This window comes from Sinorhizobium numidicum (assembly GCF_029892045.1).
Taxonomy (GTDB): domain Bacteria; phylum Pseudomonadota; class Alphaproteobacteria; order Rhizobiales; family Rhizobiaceae; genus Sinorhizobium; species Sinorhizobium numidicum.
This window is the reverse complement of the sequence record NZ_CP120368.1, coordinates 1074324-1089182: the sequence shown is the minus strand read 5'-3', so window position 1 is coordinate 1089182 and position 14859 is coordinate 1074324. Positions and strand designations below refer to the sequence as shown.

General features: G+C 61.6%; 12 protein-coding genes. All 12 read right to left on the bottom strand.

What is annotated here, in order from left to right:
- Positions 1 to 8 precede the first annotated feature (8 nt).
- On the bottom strand, positions 9 to 2966 hold the full coding sequence (locus PYH37_RS16310; protein ID WP_280735955.1) for a bifunctional [glutamine synthetase] adenylyltransferase/[glutamine synthetase]-adenylyl-L-tyrosine phosphorylase: 2958 nt from the start codon (positions 2964 to 2966) through the stop codon (positions 9 to 11).
- A 33-nt stretch (positions 2967 to 2999) separates the two neighbouring features.
- A complete protein-coding gene (locus PYH37_RS16305; RefSeq protein ID WP_280735954.1) occupies positions 3000 to 4406 on the bottom strand; it encodes a sensor histidine kinase in 1407 nt (468 codons plus the stop codon).
- Positions 4403 to 5104: a response regulator transcription factor gene (locus tag PYH37_RS16300; protein WP_280735953.1), complete on the bottom strand. Its 702-nt coding sequence runs from the start codon at positions 5102 to 5104 to the stop codon at positions 4403 to 4405. The genes PYH37_RS16305 and PYH37_RS16300 overlap by 4 nt, the downstream gene beginning before the upstream one ends.
- A 194-nt stretch (positions 5105 to 5298) precedes the next feature.
- On the bottom strand, positions 5299 to 6858 hold the full coding sequence (locus PYH37_RS16295; RefSeq protein WP_280735952.1) for a Do family serine endopeptidase: 1560 nt from the start codon (positions 6856 to 6858) through the stop codon (positions 5299 to 5301).
- A 309-nt stretch (positions 6859 to 7167) separates the two neighbouring features.
- Positions 7168 to 7623: a cytochrome c-type biogenesis protein gene (locus PYH37_RS16290; RefSeq protein ID WP_280735951.1), complete on the bottom strand. Its 456-nt coding sequence runs from the start codon at positions 7621 to 7623 to the stop codon at positions 7168 to 7170.
- Positions 7620 to 9608: a heme lyase CcmF/NrfE family subunit gene (locus PYH37_RS16285; RefSeq protein WP_280735950.1), complete on the bottom strand. Its 1989-nt coding sequence runs from the start codon at positions 9606 to 9608 to the stop codon at positions 7620 to 7622. Before PYH37_RS16285 ends, PYH37_RS16290 begins: the two co-directional genes overlap by 4 nt.
- Positions 9605 to 10057 carry a cytochrome c maturation protein CcmE gene (ccmE, locus tag PYH37_RS16280; RefSeq protein ID WP_280735949.1) on the bottom strand — a complete coding sequence of 151 codons (453 nt, stop codon included), beginning with the start codon at positions 10055 to 10057 and terminating at the stop codon, positions 9605 to 9607. Before ccmE ends, PYH37_RS16285 begins: the two co-directional genes overlap by 4 nt.
- The gene (ccmI, locus tag PYH37_RS16275) at positions 10054 to 11196 is read right to left on the bottom strand and encodes a c-type cytochrome biogenesis protein CcmI (RefSeq protein WP_280735948.1); all 1143 of its coding nucleotides are present in this window, start codon (positions 11194 to 11196) and stop codon (positions 10054 to 10056) included. Before ccmI ends, ccmE begins: the two co-directional genes overlap by 4 nt.
- Before the next feature lie 307 nt (positions 11197 to 11503).
- A complete protein-coding gene (locus tag PYH37_RS16270) occupies positions 11504 to 11971 on the bottom strand; it encodes a hypothetical protein (protein WP_280735947.1) in 468 nt (155 codons plus the stop codon).
- 198 nt (positions 11972 to 12169) lie between these two features.
- On the bottom strand, positions 12170 to 13555 hold the full coding sequence (locus PYH37_RS16265; protein WP_280735946.1) for an ATP-binding protein: 1386 nt from the start codon (positions 13553 to 13555) through the stop codon (positions 12170 to 12172).
- On the bottom strand, positions 13545 to 14216 hold the full coding sequence (gene feuP, locus PYH37_RS16260) for a two-component system response regulator FeuP (RefSeq protein WP_280735945.1): 672 nt from the start codon (positions 14214 to 14216) through the stop codon (positions 13545 to 13547). The genes PYH37_RS16265 and feuP overlap by 11 nt, the downstream gene beginning before the upstream one ends.
- 43 nt (positions 14217 to 14259) lie before the next feature.
- Positions 14260 to 14511, bottom strand: coding sequence for a two-component system FeuPQ modulator FeuN (gene feuN / locus PYH37_RS16255; RefSeq protein ID WP_280735944.1), 252 nt, complete (start codon positions 14509 to 14511; stop codon positions 14260 to 14262).
- Between the last annotated feature and the right edge of the window lie 348 nt (positions 14512 to 14859).

Sequence of the window (14859 nt, the reverse complement as noted above, 5' to 3'; positions counted from 1 at the left end):
CCGGCGCATCAAGGCCCGATAGTCGACTGGAATATCCGGCGCACCGCCTTGGAGAGACGGCGAATATCGGCTTCGAGGTGTTTCAGGTCCGGATAATCTCCAGCCCGGCAAACGAGATCGATCAGACCAGCGGGTGCATCTTCCGGGTTGAAGTCGCCCTCGATGCAGAGGCGCACGATCTGCGACACTTCGGTGAAGAGCACGAGAGCCTCGAGCCCCGTGTCGAGATCATTTGCATCCATCATCCTGGTGCCAAGCGTCTTCAGGACGTCCATGGTGCGTGTCCCGGCCGGCGGCGGCACCACACCTTTCGCCGGCGCAATCAGGCTCAGGTATTGGGCGATGAACTCGATATCGACCAGACCGCCGGGAATCAGCTTGAAATCCCAGATGCCGTTCGGCGGCTTCTCCCGGTCGATCAGATCGCGCATCTCCTCCACGTCCTTGCGGATCTTATCGACGTCGCGCTTCTGCGAAAGAACCTGTGCGAAAATAGCCTCCGCCTCGCTTGTCAGACTTTCGTCCCCGCAGATGCATCGCGCGCGTGTCAACGCCAGATGCTCCCAGGTCCAGGCTTCCTCACGCTGATATTTGGCAAAGGCGGTAATACGTGTCGCAACAGGACCCTTGTTGCCCGAAGGCCGCAGCCGCATGTCCACCTCGTAAAGAATACCCTCTGAAGTCGGTGCGGAGAGCGCAGCCATCAGCCGCTGCGTCACTCGGGTAAAATAACGCGTGGGATCAAGCGGCTTGGCGCCATCGGACTGATGCGCCTCGCCGTCATAGTCATATAGGAGAATGAGATCCACGTCGGAGCCGGCGGTTAGCTCGTGACTGCCGAGCTTCCCCATCCCGACGATAGCGACGCGCCCGCCCGGGATGCGACCGTGTACCGCGCGGATTTCTTCCAGAACCACATCGAGTGCGGCTGAGATGATCAGATCGGCAAGGTCGGTAAATGCCCGCCCCGCCTGCAGACCGGAAATGGCGCCGGTGAGCAGTCTTATGCCGATCAGAAAGCGCTGCTCTGCAGCAATGATGCGTAGCCGATCCAGCACGTCCTCGTAGTGATGGGCACCGGCGACGAAGTTTGCAATGCGCGGCGCCAGATAATCCCTGGTCGGCAGTTCCGCGAGCAGGCCGGGATCCAGCATGCCATCGAAGACATGCGGCCGCGCGGCAATGATGTCCGCCAGACGCGGCGCCGACGACATGATATTGACTATCAGCGACAGGAGCCCCGGATTGTTCCCAAGCAGCGAAAAAAGCTGGATGCCTGCCGGCAGGCCCGAGATGAACTGGTCGAAGCGCAGCAACGCCTCGTCGGCACGTCGGCTCTCGCCGAACACGCGCAGCAGCTCCGGCGTCAGTTCCGTCAAGCGCTCGCGCGCCTCGACGGATTGCGTCGCCCGATAACGCCCATAGTGCCACGTACGGATGGTGCGCGCTATGTCGGACGGTCGCTGGAAACCGAGCTTCTTCAGTGTTTCCAGCGTGTCGGGGTCATCGTGCTGCCCGGTGAAAACGAGGTTTCCGGTCTCGGTCGAAAGTTTTGCCTCCTGCTCGAAAAGTTGGGCATAGCGCCGCTCCACCGTTCGTAACACCCGTGACAGTTCCTTTGAGAAGGAAGCGGTGTCTTCGAACCCGAGCATGCAGGCGATGCGCTTGAGCTCCGCTTCGGTCTCCGGCAAAACATGGGTCTGTTCGTCGCGTACCATCTGAATACGGTGTTCGACATCACGCAGGAACCAGTAAGCTTCGATCAATTCGTCCGCAGTCGATGCATCGATCCAGCCGGTATTGACAAGCACGCGTAGCGTCCGCTCGGTATCGCGCAGCCGGAGCGCGGGCATGCGGCCGCCGGCAATCAGTTGTTGCGTCTGCGCGAAGAATTCGATCTCGCGGATACCACCGCGGCCGAGCTTGATGTTGTGCCCCTTAACGGCAATTTCGCCGTGGCCCTTATGCGCATGGATCTGTCGCTTGATCGAATGAATGTCGGCGATAGCCGCGTAATCGAGGTATTTCCGGAAGACGAAGGGCGTCAGTTCCTTCAGGAAGCGCTCGCCGGCCTCTCGGTCGCCCGCGACCGGCCGCGCCTTGATGAAGGCGGCGCGCTCCCAATTCTGTCCCCGGCTCTCGTAGTAGAGCATCGCGGCCTCGACGGGGATCGCAAGCGGGGTCGAGCCCGGGTCCGGGCGCAGTCGGAGGTCCGTCCGAAAGACATAGCCGTCACCGGTCCTCTCCTGCAGGATGCGGATCAAGCGCCGCAGGAGCCGCGCGAAGGTTTCCGACGCCTCGTCGCGGCTGACGACGATGCCGGCCTGCGGATCATAAAAGACGACCACGTCGATGTCGGAGGAATAGTTGAGTTCGCAGGCGCCGAGCTTGCCCATGCCGAGCACCACAACGCCGGAGCCGACGCTCGGTGCGGACGCATCCTTCAACACGAACTTTCCGTTTTCGTGAGCGCTCAACAGCAGGTGATCGACAGCCGCCGAGACGGCCGCACCGGCGAAGTCGCTCAGCCAGCGCGTCGTTTGCCGGCCATCGAAAAGCCGCGACAGATCCGCGAGCGCCACGGCGAAGGCGACCTCGCGTTTCGCACGCCGCAGCCTGGACATGATCTCTGCATCCGGCAGCGCCATGCCCCCTGGCTCCGCTTGCCAGGCCGCCCGTGCCGCGTCGATCCGATGCTTGAGGAATTTAGACAACGGCTCGGACAGGAGAGTCTCGAGGATCGTGGGATTGCTGCTGGCGGTGTCGCGTAAAAACGGCGAGAGGGCGAAGGCCGCGACGAGGAAATCCTTGAGCGGTGCGTCAGAAGCAAGCAGACGGGCGATACGCTCGTGCCCTTTTGCCAAATCCTTCAGGACGGACAGGCTAGCTTTCGCGTCCATCTGGCTTGCCGGACGAATCGGGACCACATCGATATCCGACAAATGGCGCTCGATCGCTTCCGGCATGGATTGTCCCCTCTCCGTCCCATAATCGGTTTATCAGGTCGCGCCAGCCGGGAAAACCATGCGAACCGTCAGTCCTCTTCCGTTCTCTCTTTCCGGCTCTGTCGCAGTCAGCTCCATGGAGCCACGGTGCATCTCCATCACCGCCTCGACAAGCGAAAGGCCGAGGCCGGTACCGGGCTTGGAGCGGCTTTCGTCCAGCCGGACGAAGCGCTTGACCACTTCATCATACATGTCGTTCGGAATGCCGGGACCGTGGTCGGCGACGGTTAGCACGACATTGCGGTCGCTTTTCTTCATCGTGACTTGAATCAACGGGTTTGCAGCCTCTTCGGCATACTTGATCGCGTTGTCGATCAAGTTGCCAAGCGCCTGGCCAATCAGTTCGCGATTGCCGGAAATCATCACGCCCGGTGCGACATCCGCCTCCAGCCGCAGCGCCTTGTCCTCGGCAAGGGGCTCGTAAAGTTCAACGCAATCCGCAACGATCTGGGAAAGATCGACATCGTTCATTTCAGCAACGGCGGAGCCGGCCTCGACGCGGGAAATCATCAAAAGCGCGTTGAAGGTGCGGATCAATTGGTCCGATTCGGCAATGATTTCCTCAAGCGCTCCGCTCGGAGTTCCGCCTTGCTTGCTGGCGAGCGCCGCTTCGGCCTTGTTGCGGAGCCGGGTCAGCGGCGTCTTGAGGTCATGGGCAATATTGTCGGAGACCTGCCGCAGGCCTTCGTTCAGCTTCTCGATCCGCCCGAGCATCGCATTCAAGGATTCCGAAAGCCGGTCGAACTCGTCACCCGAACCGCTCATCGGCAAGCGCTGCGACAAATCGCCAGCCATGATCTTGGTGCTCGCCTCCGACATGCGATCGATGCGCTTCAGGGCGTTTCGGCCAATACCGAACCAGATCACCAGCGCACCGAGCCCCATAATGCCGAGCGCCACCATCAGAGCCTGGCGCACGAGCACCCGAAACTTTTCTGGCTCCTGCAGGTCGCGGCCGACAAGGATCCTGAGGCCGTTGTCGAGAACGAGAACCTCGGCAAGTGCGACATGGCTATCCGCACGGCTCTCGTCGGTAAAGCGTTGATAGCGAAAGGGCTCGGATTTCCAGCCCTCGTTGTCAAGCAGGCCCGGCTGCAGGCCGGCGACGTTGCCGGCAAGGATTTCTCCGCTCGGCCCGGCGATAGCGTAGAGATTGGCCCCCGGCTGGCGTGCGCGCCGTTCAAGCGAGCGAAGCAAGCCATTGATGCCGGCGCGTTCGTAGACATCCTCGATCTGGCTCGCCTCGGTGGCGATCGCCTCACGCGTCTGTTGTTGCAACAGGCGCTCGGACATGCCGGTGACGTAGAAGACGAGGAACGCTGCGCAAAGGGAGAAGAGGACGAGGTAGAGGGCGGAAAGCCGGACCGCCGTCGTCCTGAGCAGGACGCGGAATGTGCTCATGTTTCAGTGGTCCGGTCGTCCTTAATCATGTAGCCGGCGCCGCGCACGGTCCTCAACAGCGGCAGGTCGAAATCCTTCTCGATCTTCGAGCGCAGGCGCGAGACATGCACGTCAATGACGTTGGTCTGCGGATCGAAGTGATAGTCCCAGACGTTTTCGAGCAGCATGGTTCTCGTCACCACCTGCCCGGCATTCTTCATGAGATATTCGAGGAGCCGGAATTCGCGCGGTTGCAGCGGGATTTCCTTGCCCTGCCGCCGAACCGAATGAGCCAGCCGATCGAGTTCGAGGTCGCCGACGCGGTAGACCATGTCCTGCTCCGGCGCTCCCTTTCGCCGACCCAGCACTTCGACGCGCGCCAGAAGCTCGCTGAAAGCATAGGGTTTTGGAAGATAGTCATCGCCGCCGGCGCGAAGGCCGGTTACGCGGTCATCCACCTGCCCGAGCGCGGAGAGAATGAGCACGGGCGTGTGAATGTTCTTGCGCCTGAGTTCGCTAATCAGCGACAGGCCGTCACGGCGCGGCAACATGCGGTCCACCACGAGAACGTCATAGGCGTTCTCGCTCGCCATGAACAGACCGCTCTCGCCGTCGCTGGCGTGGTCCGACACAATACCTGCCTCACGAAACGCCTTTGCCAGATAGGCGGCCGCCTCAAGGTCGTCTTCAACAATCAGAATCTTCATACGGGTGACCATAGTCCCGGACCTCTGTTCGTCTCAACCGGTTTTGCTTCGGCATTTGCGGTCGAACACAAGGGCTCGGCTGCAACGGAAACGCCGCGATATCGCTCGGATGTCGCGGCGTCCCATGGACGAGGAACCGGATGCGGGCGGAAGGACGACTATGTCCCTTTTCCGTCCGCTCCCGAATTCTCAGCATGTCCGCGGCATCAGCCCTGGGCGATAGGAAGTGCGACGAAACGGCTGCCTTCGGCGGCTTCGATTTGGAAGAGCGCCTTGCTGCGGCCGTCCTTCTTAGCGTTGTTGATCACCTTGAGGATATCGTCTGCCGATTTTACTTCCTGGTTGTTGACGGTAACGATCTTCTCGCCCTGTTTAAGGCCGCGATCGCCTGCATCCGAGTCCGGGTCGACGGATGCAATCGTGACGCCCTTGCCGTCGTCGGACGGAATGACCGTCAGGCCGAGGTCTGCCAATGCTTCCTCGCCAGCCTGACCTGGATCGGTTTGATCCTCGCTCGTGTCCGGAGCTGTATCCTTTGTATCGTCCGGCAGGGTCCCGATCTCGAGCTTGACGCTCTCAGACTTGCCGTCGCGCCACAACGTGACATCGACGGTGGCACCGGGGCGCTGCACGGCTATCCGGCGCGCGAGATCACGCGGATCCTTGATCGGCTCGCCGTTCAGCGCCGTGACGATATCACCCTTCTTGATACCAGCCTTTTCGCCGGGCGAACCCGCCTGCGGCTCGACGACCAGGGCACCGCTCGCTTCGGAGAGGCCGAGCGATTCGGCGATGTCCTTCGTGACAGGCTGGATCTGGACACCCAACCAGCCGCGCGAAACCTTGCCGTCCTTGATGAGATCGTCGACGACATCCTTGGCCACTGAGGCGGGAATAGCGAAGGCGATGCCGACGTTGCCGCCTGACGGCGAGAAGATCGCCGTGTTGATCCCGACGACCTCGCCGGAAAGGTTGAACGTCGGGCCACCCGAGTTGCCGCGGTTCACCGCCGCATCGACCTGCAGGTAATCGTCATAGGGGCCGGAGCCGATGTCCCGGCCGCGTGCGGAGATGATGCCGGCGGTGACTGTGCCGCCGAGACCGAAGGGGTTGCCCACCGCCACCACCCAGTCGCCGACGCGCACCTTGTTATCGTCAGCGAAGCTCACATAGGTGAACTTGCGGTTGGCGTCGACCTTGAGCACGGCAAGGTCGGTGCGGCTATCCTTGCCGACCAGCTTGGCATCGAGTTCCGTTCCGTCGTTCAGGATGACTGTGAAGGCGGAGCCGTCGGAAACCACATGATTGTTGGTGACGAGATAGCCGTCTTCGGTGATGAAGAAGCCAGAGCCCTGGGCCCTCGGGCGAAGGCGTCCTTCGCTGGGAGGACCACGGCGACCGCGATCCGCCCGGTCGCCATCACGTGGACCTGGACCACCGAATTCGCGGAAGAAGCGCTTCAGCGGATGGTCGTCCGGCAAGTCTTCGAAGCCGCGCCCGCCGAAGTCGAAGGTGAAATTGCTGGCGTCTTCATCCGACGCTCTGGCGCGCGACTGAACGCGAACCGATACGACAGCCGGGGAAACGGAGTCGACGACATTCGCAAAGCTCGGCACGGCAGGGGCTTGCACCCTCACCGGTTCGGCGAAGGATTGCTTGATCTCGGACGGAAGGCCGCTGCTCAGCAAGACAGCGGTCAGCCCCGCGACCGTTGAAGTCTGCAGAACAGTCTTGAGGGAGGGACGCAGAGTTTTGATCCTAGACATTCGTTTTTGCCTTTTCTCTTCCATGAAGCCTCGCGCCGAAGGGCGTGGGCCTCGAAACCGTGACCGCGAGCCTGCACCCCGACGATGGGAGCTTGCTCGTATGGCTGTGACTGGAGGAACAGCCCATGACGTAACGTGTAACGAATGGGACCTTACTGAGTTCTGTCCGTCAGATGAATTTTTGGTAATCTTTTGGATGGAGCGGCGAAAGATGCTCGGTGTGCGCGGCCGCGGTAGCGTCGTCGAGCCGCAAAGCCATGTAGACGTTTGAATCAGAAGGTCTTTTTCCTCCCAAGAACCAAGGGGTCGTTAGGACCGGAGAACCTTGTCCAATCTTTCCTTTTCCTCGTCGGAAAGCGGCACGCCCCATGGCCGAGCGCCACGGCGTCGCGTAGCGACAACAAGCGCGGTGGCGCCAAGGAAGAGCAGGATGACCGGCATCCCCCAAAGGACCAGCGTTTTGGCGTGGAACCGCGGCTTCAGAAGAACGAACTCACCATAGCGCGAGACGACATAGGCGATCACAGCCTCGTCGGTATCGCCGTTCCTGAGCCGCTCCCGCACCAGCACTCGCAGATCCTTTGCAAGCTCGGCATTTGAATCATCGATCGACTGGTTCTGACAGACCATGCAACGAAGCTTGGCCGAAATTGCCCGCGCGCGCTCTTCGAGTACCGGGTCGGCAAGCACCTCGTCGGGATTGACCGCCAGAGCCGGCAGGACGGAAACGATGCAGAGGAAAAGCGCAACCAGAAAGCGGATCATTCGGCAGCTCCGATCGCAACCCGTCCCGTATTTCCGGGCCGTGACGGCGCCCCCACCCGCAGGCGGCGATCGCTCAGAGAAACGACACCACCCGCCATCATGACGAGCGCGCCGCCCCAGATGCACAGGATCAACGGTTTCCACCAGATGCGTACGACTATCCCGCCGTCGGCCATCTCGTCTCCTAGCGAAACATACAGCTGGCTGAGACCGAAGGTCCTGATTCCGGCTTCCGTGGTCGGCATGCGGCGCGCCGAATAGAGGCGCTTCGACGACCAGATCTCGGTCACGTTGACGCCGCCTCGGCTCACCGTGAAATGTCCGGTCTCTTCGGTATAGTTCGGCCCGCGGCCCTGACGCATGCCGTCAAAACGCAGCGTATAAGCGCCGGCATCCACCGTCATGCCCGGCTTCATCTCGACAACTGTCTCAGTCTCGAAGGCTGTGACGGCGACGATGCCGATCAGCGTGACGCCGAGACCGATGTGGGCGAGCGCCGTGCCGAAGGCCGAGCGCGGCAATCCCGAAAACCGCTTCCAGGCGATGCTGCCCGCGACCTTGCCAAGACCCGAGCGAAGAACGAGATCGGTAATCGCGCCGAGGATCAGATAAACGCCGAGCCCGATACCGAGGAGAGCGAGAACCGGGCCCCCAGCCGTTGCATAATAACAGACCGCAGCGATCGACAGGCCCACCGCCGCGGCGGTGAACAGGCGCTGCGCGGCACCAATGAGATCGCCGCGCTTCCAGGCAAGCAGCGGTCCGAAGGGAACGGCGGCAAGCAGCGGCAGCATGAGCAGGCCGAAGGTCATGTTGAAGAAAGGCGCGCCGACGGAGATCTTGTCCCCCGTCAGGGCTTCGAGCACGAGAGGATAAAGCGTTCCGGTGAGGACTGTCGCCGCCGCCGTGGTCAGGATGAGGTTGTTGAGAACGAGCGCACCTTCGCGCGAGATCGGTGCGAAGAGGCCGCCTGCCTTGAGGCGCGAGGCGCGGAAGGCGAACAGAGAAAAAGCACCGCCGATAAAGATGACGAGGATCGCCAGGATGAAGACACCGCGGGTCGGGTCGGTCGCGAAGGCATGGACTGAGGTGAGCACGCCCGAGCGCACCAGGAATGTGCCAAGCAGCGACAGCGAGAAAGTCATGATCGCCAATAGGACCGTCCAGATCTTCAGCGCCTCGCGCTTCTCCATCACCAGCGCCGAGTGCAGCAGCGCGGTGCCGGCAAGCCAAGGCATGAAGGAGGCATTCTCAACCGGGTCCCAGAACCACCAGCCGCCCCAACCAAGCTCGTAATAGGCCCAGTACGAGCCCATGGCGATACCCGCCGTCAGAAACGTCCAGGCTGCAAGCGTCCATGGCCGCACCCACCGCGCCCAGGCAGCATCGATCCGTCCCTCAATCAGCGCGGCGACAGCGAAGGAAAAGCAGACGGAAAAGCCGACGTAGCCCAGGTATAGCAAGGGCGGGTGGATGGCGAGACCGATATCCTGAAGAACGGGATTCAAATCCTTGCCTTCACCCGGGGCAGGAATGAGCCGGGCGAAGGGATTGGAGGTCAACAGGATGAAGAGTGCGAAGGCGCTCGCGATCCATGCCTGCACCGCAAGGACGGACGCCTTCAAGGTCTCCGGCAGGTTGCGGCCGAAAAGCGCAACGAGGGCGGAAAAGAAGACGAGGATGAGCAGCCAGAGAAGCATCGAGCCCTCGTGGTTGCCCCAGACGCCGGAGAGCTTGTAGATAAACGGCTTCAGCGAGTGTGAGTTTTCCCAGACGTTCCGTACCGAAAAGTCGGAGGTCACATAGGCGAACGTCAGCACCGCAAAGGAGAAAGCAACGAGCAGGAAGCAGACAAGCGCTGCGCTCGCTGCCAGATCCATCAAAGATCGGTCGCCGCGCCGCACGCCTGCAATCGGCAGCACGGCCTGGACAACCGCCGTCGCGAGCGCCAACACCAGCGCGTAGTGTCCGAGCTCGATGATCATTGGATATTTTCCTTCCCGCCGAGCGTGACGCCCTGCGCCTTCAGGCGGTCTGCAACATCCTTCGGCATATAGGTCTCATCATGCTTTGCAAGGACCGTATCCGCAACGAAAACGGGGCTGCCGCCGGCGAACGCACCCTCGGCCACCACGCCCTGTCCCTCGCGGAAGAGGTCGGGCAAGATGCCGGTATAGGTCACGGGCACCGTTCCAAGCGTATCGGTCACATCGAAGGTAACGGTCTTGCCCTCGCCGCGTTTGACGGAGCCTGCGGCGACCAGGCCGCCGAGACGGATACGCGTCCCCGGGGCGAGATCAGTCTTCGCAAGGTCGCCGGGAACATAGAAATAGGCGACAGACTGGCTGAAGGCGAACATCACCAGCAGCACCGCCGCCGTCAGAAATCCGACGCCGCCGCCGATAATTGCCAGCCGTTTCTGTTTACGCGTCATTTTCCTTCTCCGGCGGCGTCAATCCCGAGCTCACGACCGAGTGCCAGCAATTGTCTGCCCTGAGCGCCGTTCGCGGGAAAGGCCTTCAGTCCGTCGCGCAGCGCTTCTCGAGCCTTGTCTCTTTGATCGAGCACAACGTGGGAACGGATCAGGCGCATCCAGCCTTCGAAATTGGCAGGATCTCCCTTCAGCCGGCTGGCCAGACTGTCGACCATGCCACGGATCATCGCCTGTCGTTCGCCGGCGTTCATCTGCTCGGCGGCAGCCACGTCCCCCGGCGCGGGATCCCCGGGGGCAGCCCCAGCGCCCGGCGACCCGGCGGACAATTCCGCAATATTCTGGTTTACCAGCGCCAACCAGGGTGCGTCGGGGGGCGAGTTAGCGGCGAGCTTGCGGAAAGCTGCAAGCGCATCGGCATGCTTGCCCTCCTGCTTCAGGCCGAGCGCAAGATAGAATTCGGAGCGCGGATCGTTGGGATCGAGAGCAAGCGCCTTCCTCAATGCATCCTGCGCGTCGGCCGTCACCAGACCGCCGGACTGCACGATCAATGCTTCCGCATAGCCGCCTAGCCTCGCCGGAGCCGCCCCCAGCAGGCGGATCGCGCGATCATAGGCGGCGACGGCGTCCTCCACGCGGCCATTGCGCATGTAGATCGGCGCCAGAAGATCCCAACCGGCACCGTCTCCAGGGTTGACGGCCAGGTGGTTTTCGGCCTTGGCAATCAGAATGTTGATGTCATCGCCCGGATTGGCAAGCCGTGCCGCCAGCGGCTGCGCCGGCACCCCCGGACTGCCGGTCGTCAGGTAGAGACAGAGCCCGACAGCCGGAAGACAGAGGAGAACGAACATCTGCGCCAGCCGGCTCGAACGCAGGTACTTCGGAGTCCTTTCCACCGCGGCGGCATCGGCCGCGTTCGCGGCCAGCAGCCGGCGAGCGATCTCGGCCCTCGCGAGTTCCGCATCCTCGTTGCCGATGAGGCCAGCCTCCCGATCTCGCGTAAGCTCATCAAGCTGATCGCGATAGACTTCAACGTCGTGGCTGTGGGGAGACGGAAGCGGCGGTGCCGCCCGCATCAGCGGCAGAATAAGTACGGCAGCAACGGCCGCCGTCAAAATGGCGACGAGGATCCAGAACAACATGGATGGGAAATACTATGAGGTCCGCGCCATTCCAACTCGAAAACGGAAAATGACGGAGATTTGAGGCGTTTCGCCGCAAGGCTGTCCGCTGCGCTCAAGGAACCGGGATGGATGAAGCCTGACAGCGACAGTATTCAAGGCGTTGCAACGATCTTCCAGCTAGCGCGAAGACGCTCCCAGGACGGTTCTTGGGCCTAGCGCGGGATGAGGAAAAGTGTGCGCGGTTTTCCGCCCGCATCCCGCGCTAACTTATTAGAATCGATCACGTTCATGATTTTAGGTCGATCCGACCTAAAATCATCGTGATCTAGGTCAGCGGCGTCCAGCTTCCATCGCTATTGCGGCACGCTGCCCCACGCGCCGTGGTCGGCTGCCCCTTAACGACGACGGTGTGGCTGTATTGTCGGCAGTTTTGAGAACCGACCTGATAAGGAGCCGCAGCAACGACCGAGCCGCTGACGCTGCGCCCTTCCCAGACAACCGGCTGCCCGCCTGGAGCCGCCTCGAGCGCGCGATACTCCGCTTCGAGCGCCCGCTGCCGGTCCGACTTGCTAAGATCAATTCCGTCGAGGCGGGCAATGACGCCGCCCTGCAGCGCGGCGATATAGGTCGTCGACGACGCCCCGGGTGTCGAGGTCGCACCGAGATTCGAGAGAGAGGCGCCACGCTGGCCGCTCGACGTCGAGCCACAGCCGGCAAGGACGACAGCCGATGCAATTACAGCGATCCGGCTCCCCGAGACGAAGGCCCGTGTCTTTTTTGCGTGATTCCTCATGATACGCGACAACTCAATCCCCATTGACCGGCGACCGCCCGCGTTGGAACTCCAATCGCACTGGCGGCGCTTCTCGATTTTCTTTTTGCACCCTCCGCCGATCGAGGCAACCGCGCCCGGTGTCGGCTTCGGCATTTTCGATTGCGGTGTGACTGCCGGATCACGATTGCGCCGCCTCACAGTTTTCCCAATCCCGCGTTAGGCCGCAGCCGGCAAAACGAGCTTGGCCCGGAGCCCGCCATCTTCGCGCTTACACAGTTCTATCGTGCCTTGATATTCGCCGACGATCTCGCTCACGATCGATAGTCCGAGCCCCGTTCCGGGCTTGCTTTCATCGAGCCTCCTGCCGCGTTTCATCGCCAGAGCAATCTGGTCGGGATCGAGCCCCGGGCCGTCGTCGTCAATGTCGAGCACGATCCATTGCCGGCCGGGCTCCTTGCCGCGCGCCTCTTCCGCAGCCGGCTGGACCGTCAGCGACACATGGTCTTGAGCATATCGCGCCGCATTTTCGAGCAGATTACCGACCGTCTCCTCCACATCCTGCTGCTCCATCGCAAGCACCAGCCCAGGCGGATCGATCGACAGGCTGAACTGCTTTTCGGGGTTGAGCCGCCGCATCACTCGGATGATCCGCTCCAACGCGGGTTGCGCCTCGGTTCTCGCCAGCACGGATCCGCGTTGCGCCGCAATCCTGGCCCGGCTGAGATAGGACTGAACCTGGGTCTGCATCGCATCCGCCTGCGTCCTGATCAATTCGCCGTGCGGCACCTCCAACACGCGCGCCTCGTTGAGCAGAACGGCGATCGGCGTCTTCAGAGAGTGAGCGAGATTGCCGACCTGCATGCGCGCGCGTTCGACGATACGACGGTTGCTGTCGATCAGCGCGTTCACCTCATTGGCGAGAGGTTGAATTTCGCGCGGAAAAGCACCGTCCAGGCGTTCGCTCTCACCCGCACGGATTTTTTCGAGCGACCGCCGCACCTGATCGAGCGGCTTCAGACCAAAGAGAATGGTCAGCGCGTTTACGCCAAGACCGCCAAGGCCGAAGATCGAGAGCGCAATCGTAAGATTGCGGGTGAAGCGATCGATGTCCGCCTCCAGCACGTCTCGGTTACCCGCGACACGGAAGCGGGCGGCATGGCCTTGAATGTCAAGGACGACCTCGGTTTCCGCCACTTCGACTTCGTTCCCGAATGGATCCTTGGTCGTATAAAAGCGCTCGTAGCGAATGTCGAAGGGAACCTCGTCCACGCTGGCGATCGGCAGCTTCGAGGTGCCCAACGATGTCGACAGCAGCGGCGGTGTGTCGAATTCACCGATCGGCTCGACGATCCAATACCAGCCGGTCTGCGGCTGGGAAAAGCGCAGGTCACCGAGTTGAGGACTGCCGGATAGTGCGGCCTTGTCGTCGACCGAAATCGAGTTGATGACGTTATAGAGTTGCGCACGCAGCAGATCCTGGAAGCCGCGTTCCGATCCCTGCCTGTAGAGTGCAGAAATAACAACTCCGATCACCACAAGGGCAACGACGGCCCAAACGGTCGAAACCGCGAGAACGCGAGCAGTTAGGGATCTAATGACCATTGCCGGGCGCTTGCATACGATATCCAAGTCCTCGGACCGTCTCGATCAGATCGTTGCCGATCTTCTTGCGCAGACGGCCGATAAACACTTCTATCGTATTGGAGTCTCTGTCGAAATCCTGGTCGTACATATGCTCGACCAGCTCTGTGCGCGAAACGACCTGTCCCATGTGATGCATGAGATAGGAAAGCAGGCGGAATTCGTGCGAGGTGAGCTTGAGCGGTATCCCGCCAACGGTTGCTTTGGAACCCTTGGTGTCGAGGCGCACCGGCCCGCAGACGATCTCGGAGCTCGCATGGCCGGCTGCCCGGCGGATCAGCGCCCGGATGCGGGCAAGCACCTCCTCGACATGGAACGGCTTCGCAACATAATCGTCGGCGCCGGCGTCGATGCCCGCCACCTTGTCGCTCCAGCGGTCTCGCGCCGTCAGGATCAGCACCGGCATGGTCTTGCCGCCACCGCGCCATTTTTCGAGCACCGTAATGCCGTCCATTTCGGGAAGACCGATATCTAGGATCACCGCGTCGTAGGGCTCTGCATCGCCGAGATAATGGCCCTCCTCGCCGTCGAAGGCCTGGTCGACGACGTAGCCGGCGTCCTTCAGCGCCTCGGCTAATTGCCTGTTCAGGTTGACGTCGTCCTCGACTATCAGAATGCGCATGTCTCGTTTACTTCCCTTTGCTGACGGGCCAGGGTGCAGAAAGTTACATCGGCACCTTCACCGTCACCTTCTTCGGCCGCCCTCCATTGCCAGGGATTAGCACGGTCACCACGCACTTGCCATCCGATGTCGGCTGCGCGGAGAGCAGCTCTCCACCCGTCTCAGCCACTACCTGCGCGGCGGCGGCGCTGCAATCGCCAGCCACGCGGATAACAACCGAAGGCATCTTGTCGGCGGGCGGAGAGAAGCCCGCGAGGCCTGCAGCAAGCGCGGCTATGATCACTGGTGAAGACATGAACGCACTTTCGACTTGGGAAGCATCATCGGCAAAATCATTAAACGATGCAGGCTGAATGGCAAATGAATGTCGGCCCTTGAGCCAAGTGAAGGGCCCCGTCCGATGGAACGACATCTACAAAGGAAAAGCGACCACAGATTGCAATGGCTTCCGCCGCGAGGAAACTCTAGATCGAGGCCAGTCCCAATCGAGCGGCCCGGACTGCGCCAAAGCTGAAACCCGTGAGCTGTTCGTGTTAAAGACCCTTGCGATCACAATCTTCCGGAGGGCTCGTGGTCGCGCGCTTCTGGCTTCGCCGCTTGCCCGCTGCGTTAACTGCTGAAGGTTAGCGATTCTTTTGAGTCG

What these genes read in the sequence shown, in the direction of transcription:
- PYH37_RS16285 (WP_280735950.1), bottom strand. Translation starts at nt 9,608, where the DNA reads ATGATCATCGAGCTCGGACACTACGCGCTGGTGTTGGCGCTCGCGACG.
- PYH37_RS16265 (WP_280735946.1), bottom strand. Translation starts at nt 13,555, where the DNA reads ATGGTCATTAGATCCCTAACTGCTCGCGTTCTCGCGGTTTCGACCGTT.
- PYH37_RS16270 (WP_280735947.1), bottom strand. Translation starts at nt 11,971, where the DNA reads ATGAGGAATCACGCAAAAAAGACACGGGCCTTCGTCTCGGGGAGCCGG.
- feuN (WP_280735944.1), bottom strand. Translation starts at nt 14,511, where the DNA reads ATGTCTTCACCAGTGATCATAGCCGCGCTTGCTGCAGGCCTCGCGGGC.
- PYH37_RS16290 (WP_280735951.1), bottom strand. Translation starts at nt 7,623, where the DNA reads ATGATCCGCTTTCTGGTTGCGCTTTTCCTCTGCATCGTTTCCGTCCTG.
- PYH37_RS16295 (WP_280735952.1), bottom strand. Translation starts at nt 6,858, where the DNA reads ATGTCTAGGATCAAAACTCTGCGTCCCTCCCTCAAGACTGTTCTGCAG.
- PYH37_RS16305 (WP_280735954.1), bottom strand. Translation starts at nt 4,406, where the DNA reads ATGAGCACATTCCGCGTCCTGCTCAGGACGACGGCGGTCCGGCTTTCC.
- PYH37_RS16310 (WP_280735955.1), bottom strand. Translation starts at nt 2,966, where the DNA reads ATGCCGGAAGCGATCGAGCGCCATTTGTCGGATATCGATGTGGTCCCG.
- ccmE (WP_280735949.1), bottom strand. Translation starts at nt 10,057, where the DNA reads ATGACGCGTAAACAGAAACGGCTGGCAATTATCGGCGGCGGCGTCGGA.
- ccmI (WP_280735948.1), bottom strand. Translation starts at nt 11,196, where the DNA reads ATGTTGTTCTGGATCCTCGTCGCCATTTTGACGGCGGCCGTTGCTGCC.
- feuP (WP_280735945.1), bottom strand. Translation starts at nt 14,216, where the DNA reads ATGCGCATTCTGATAGTCGAGGACGACGTCAACCTGAACAGGCAATTA.
- PYH37_RS16300 (WP_280735953.1), bottom strand. Translation starts at nt 5,104, where the DNA reads ATGGTCACCCGTATGAAGATTCTGATTGTTGAAGACGACCTTGAGGCG.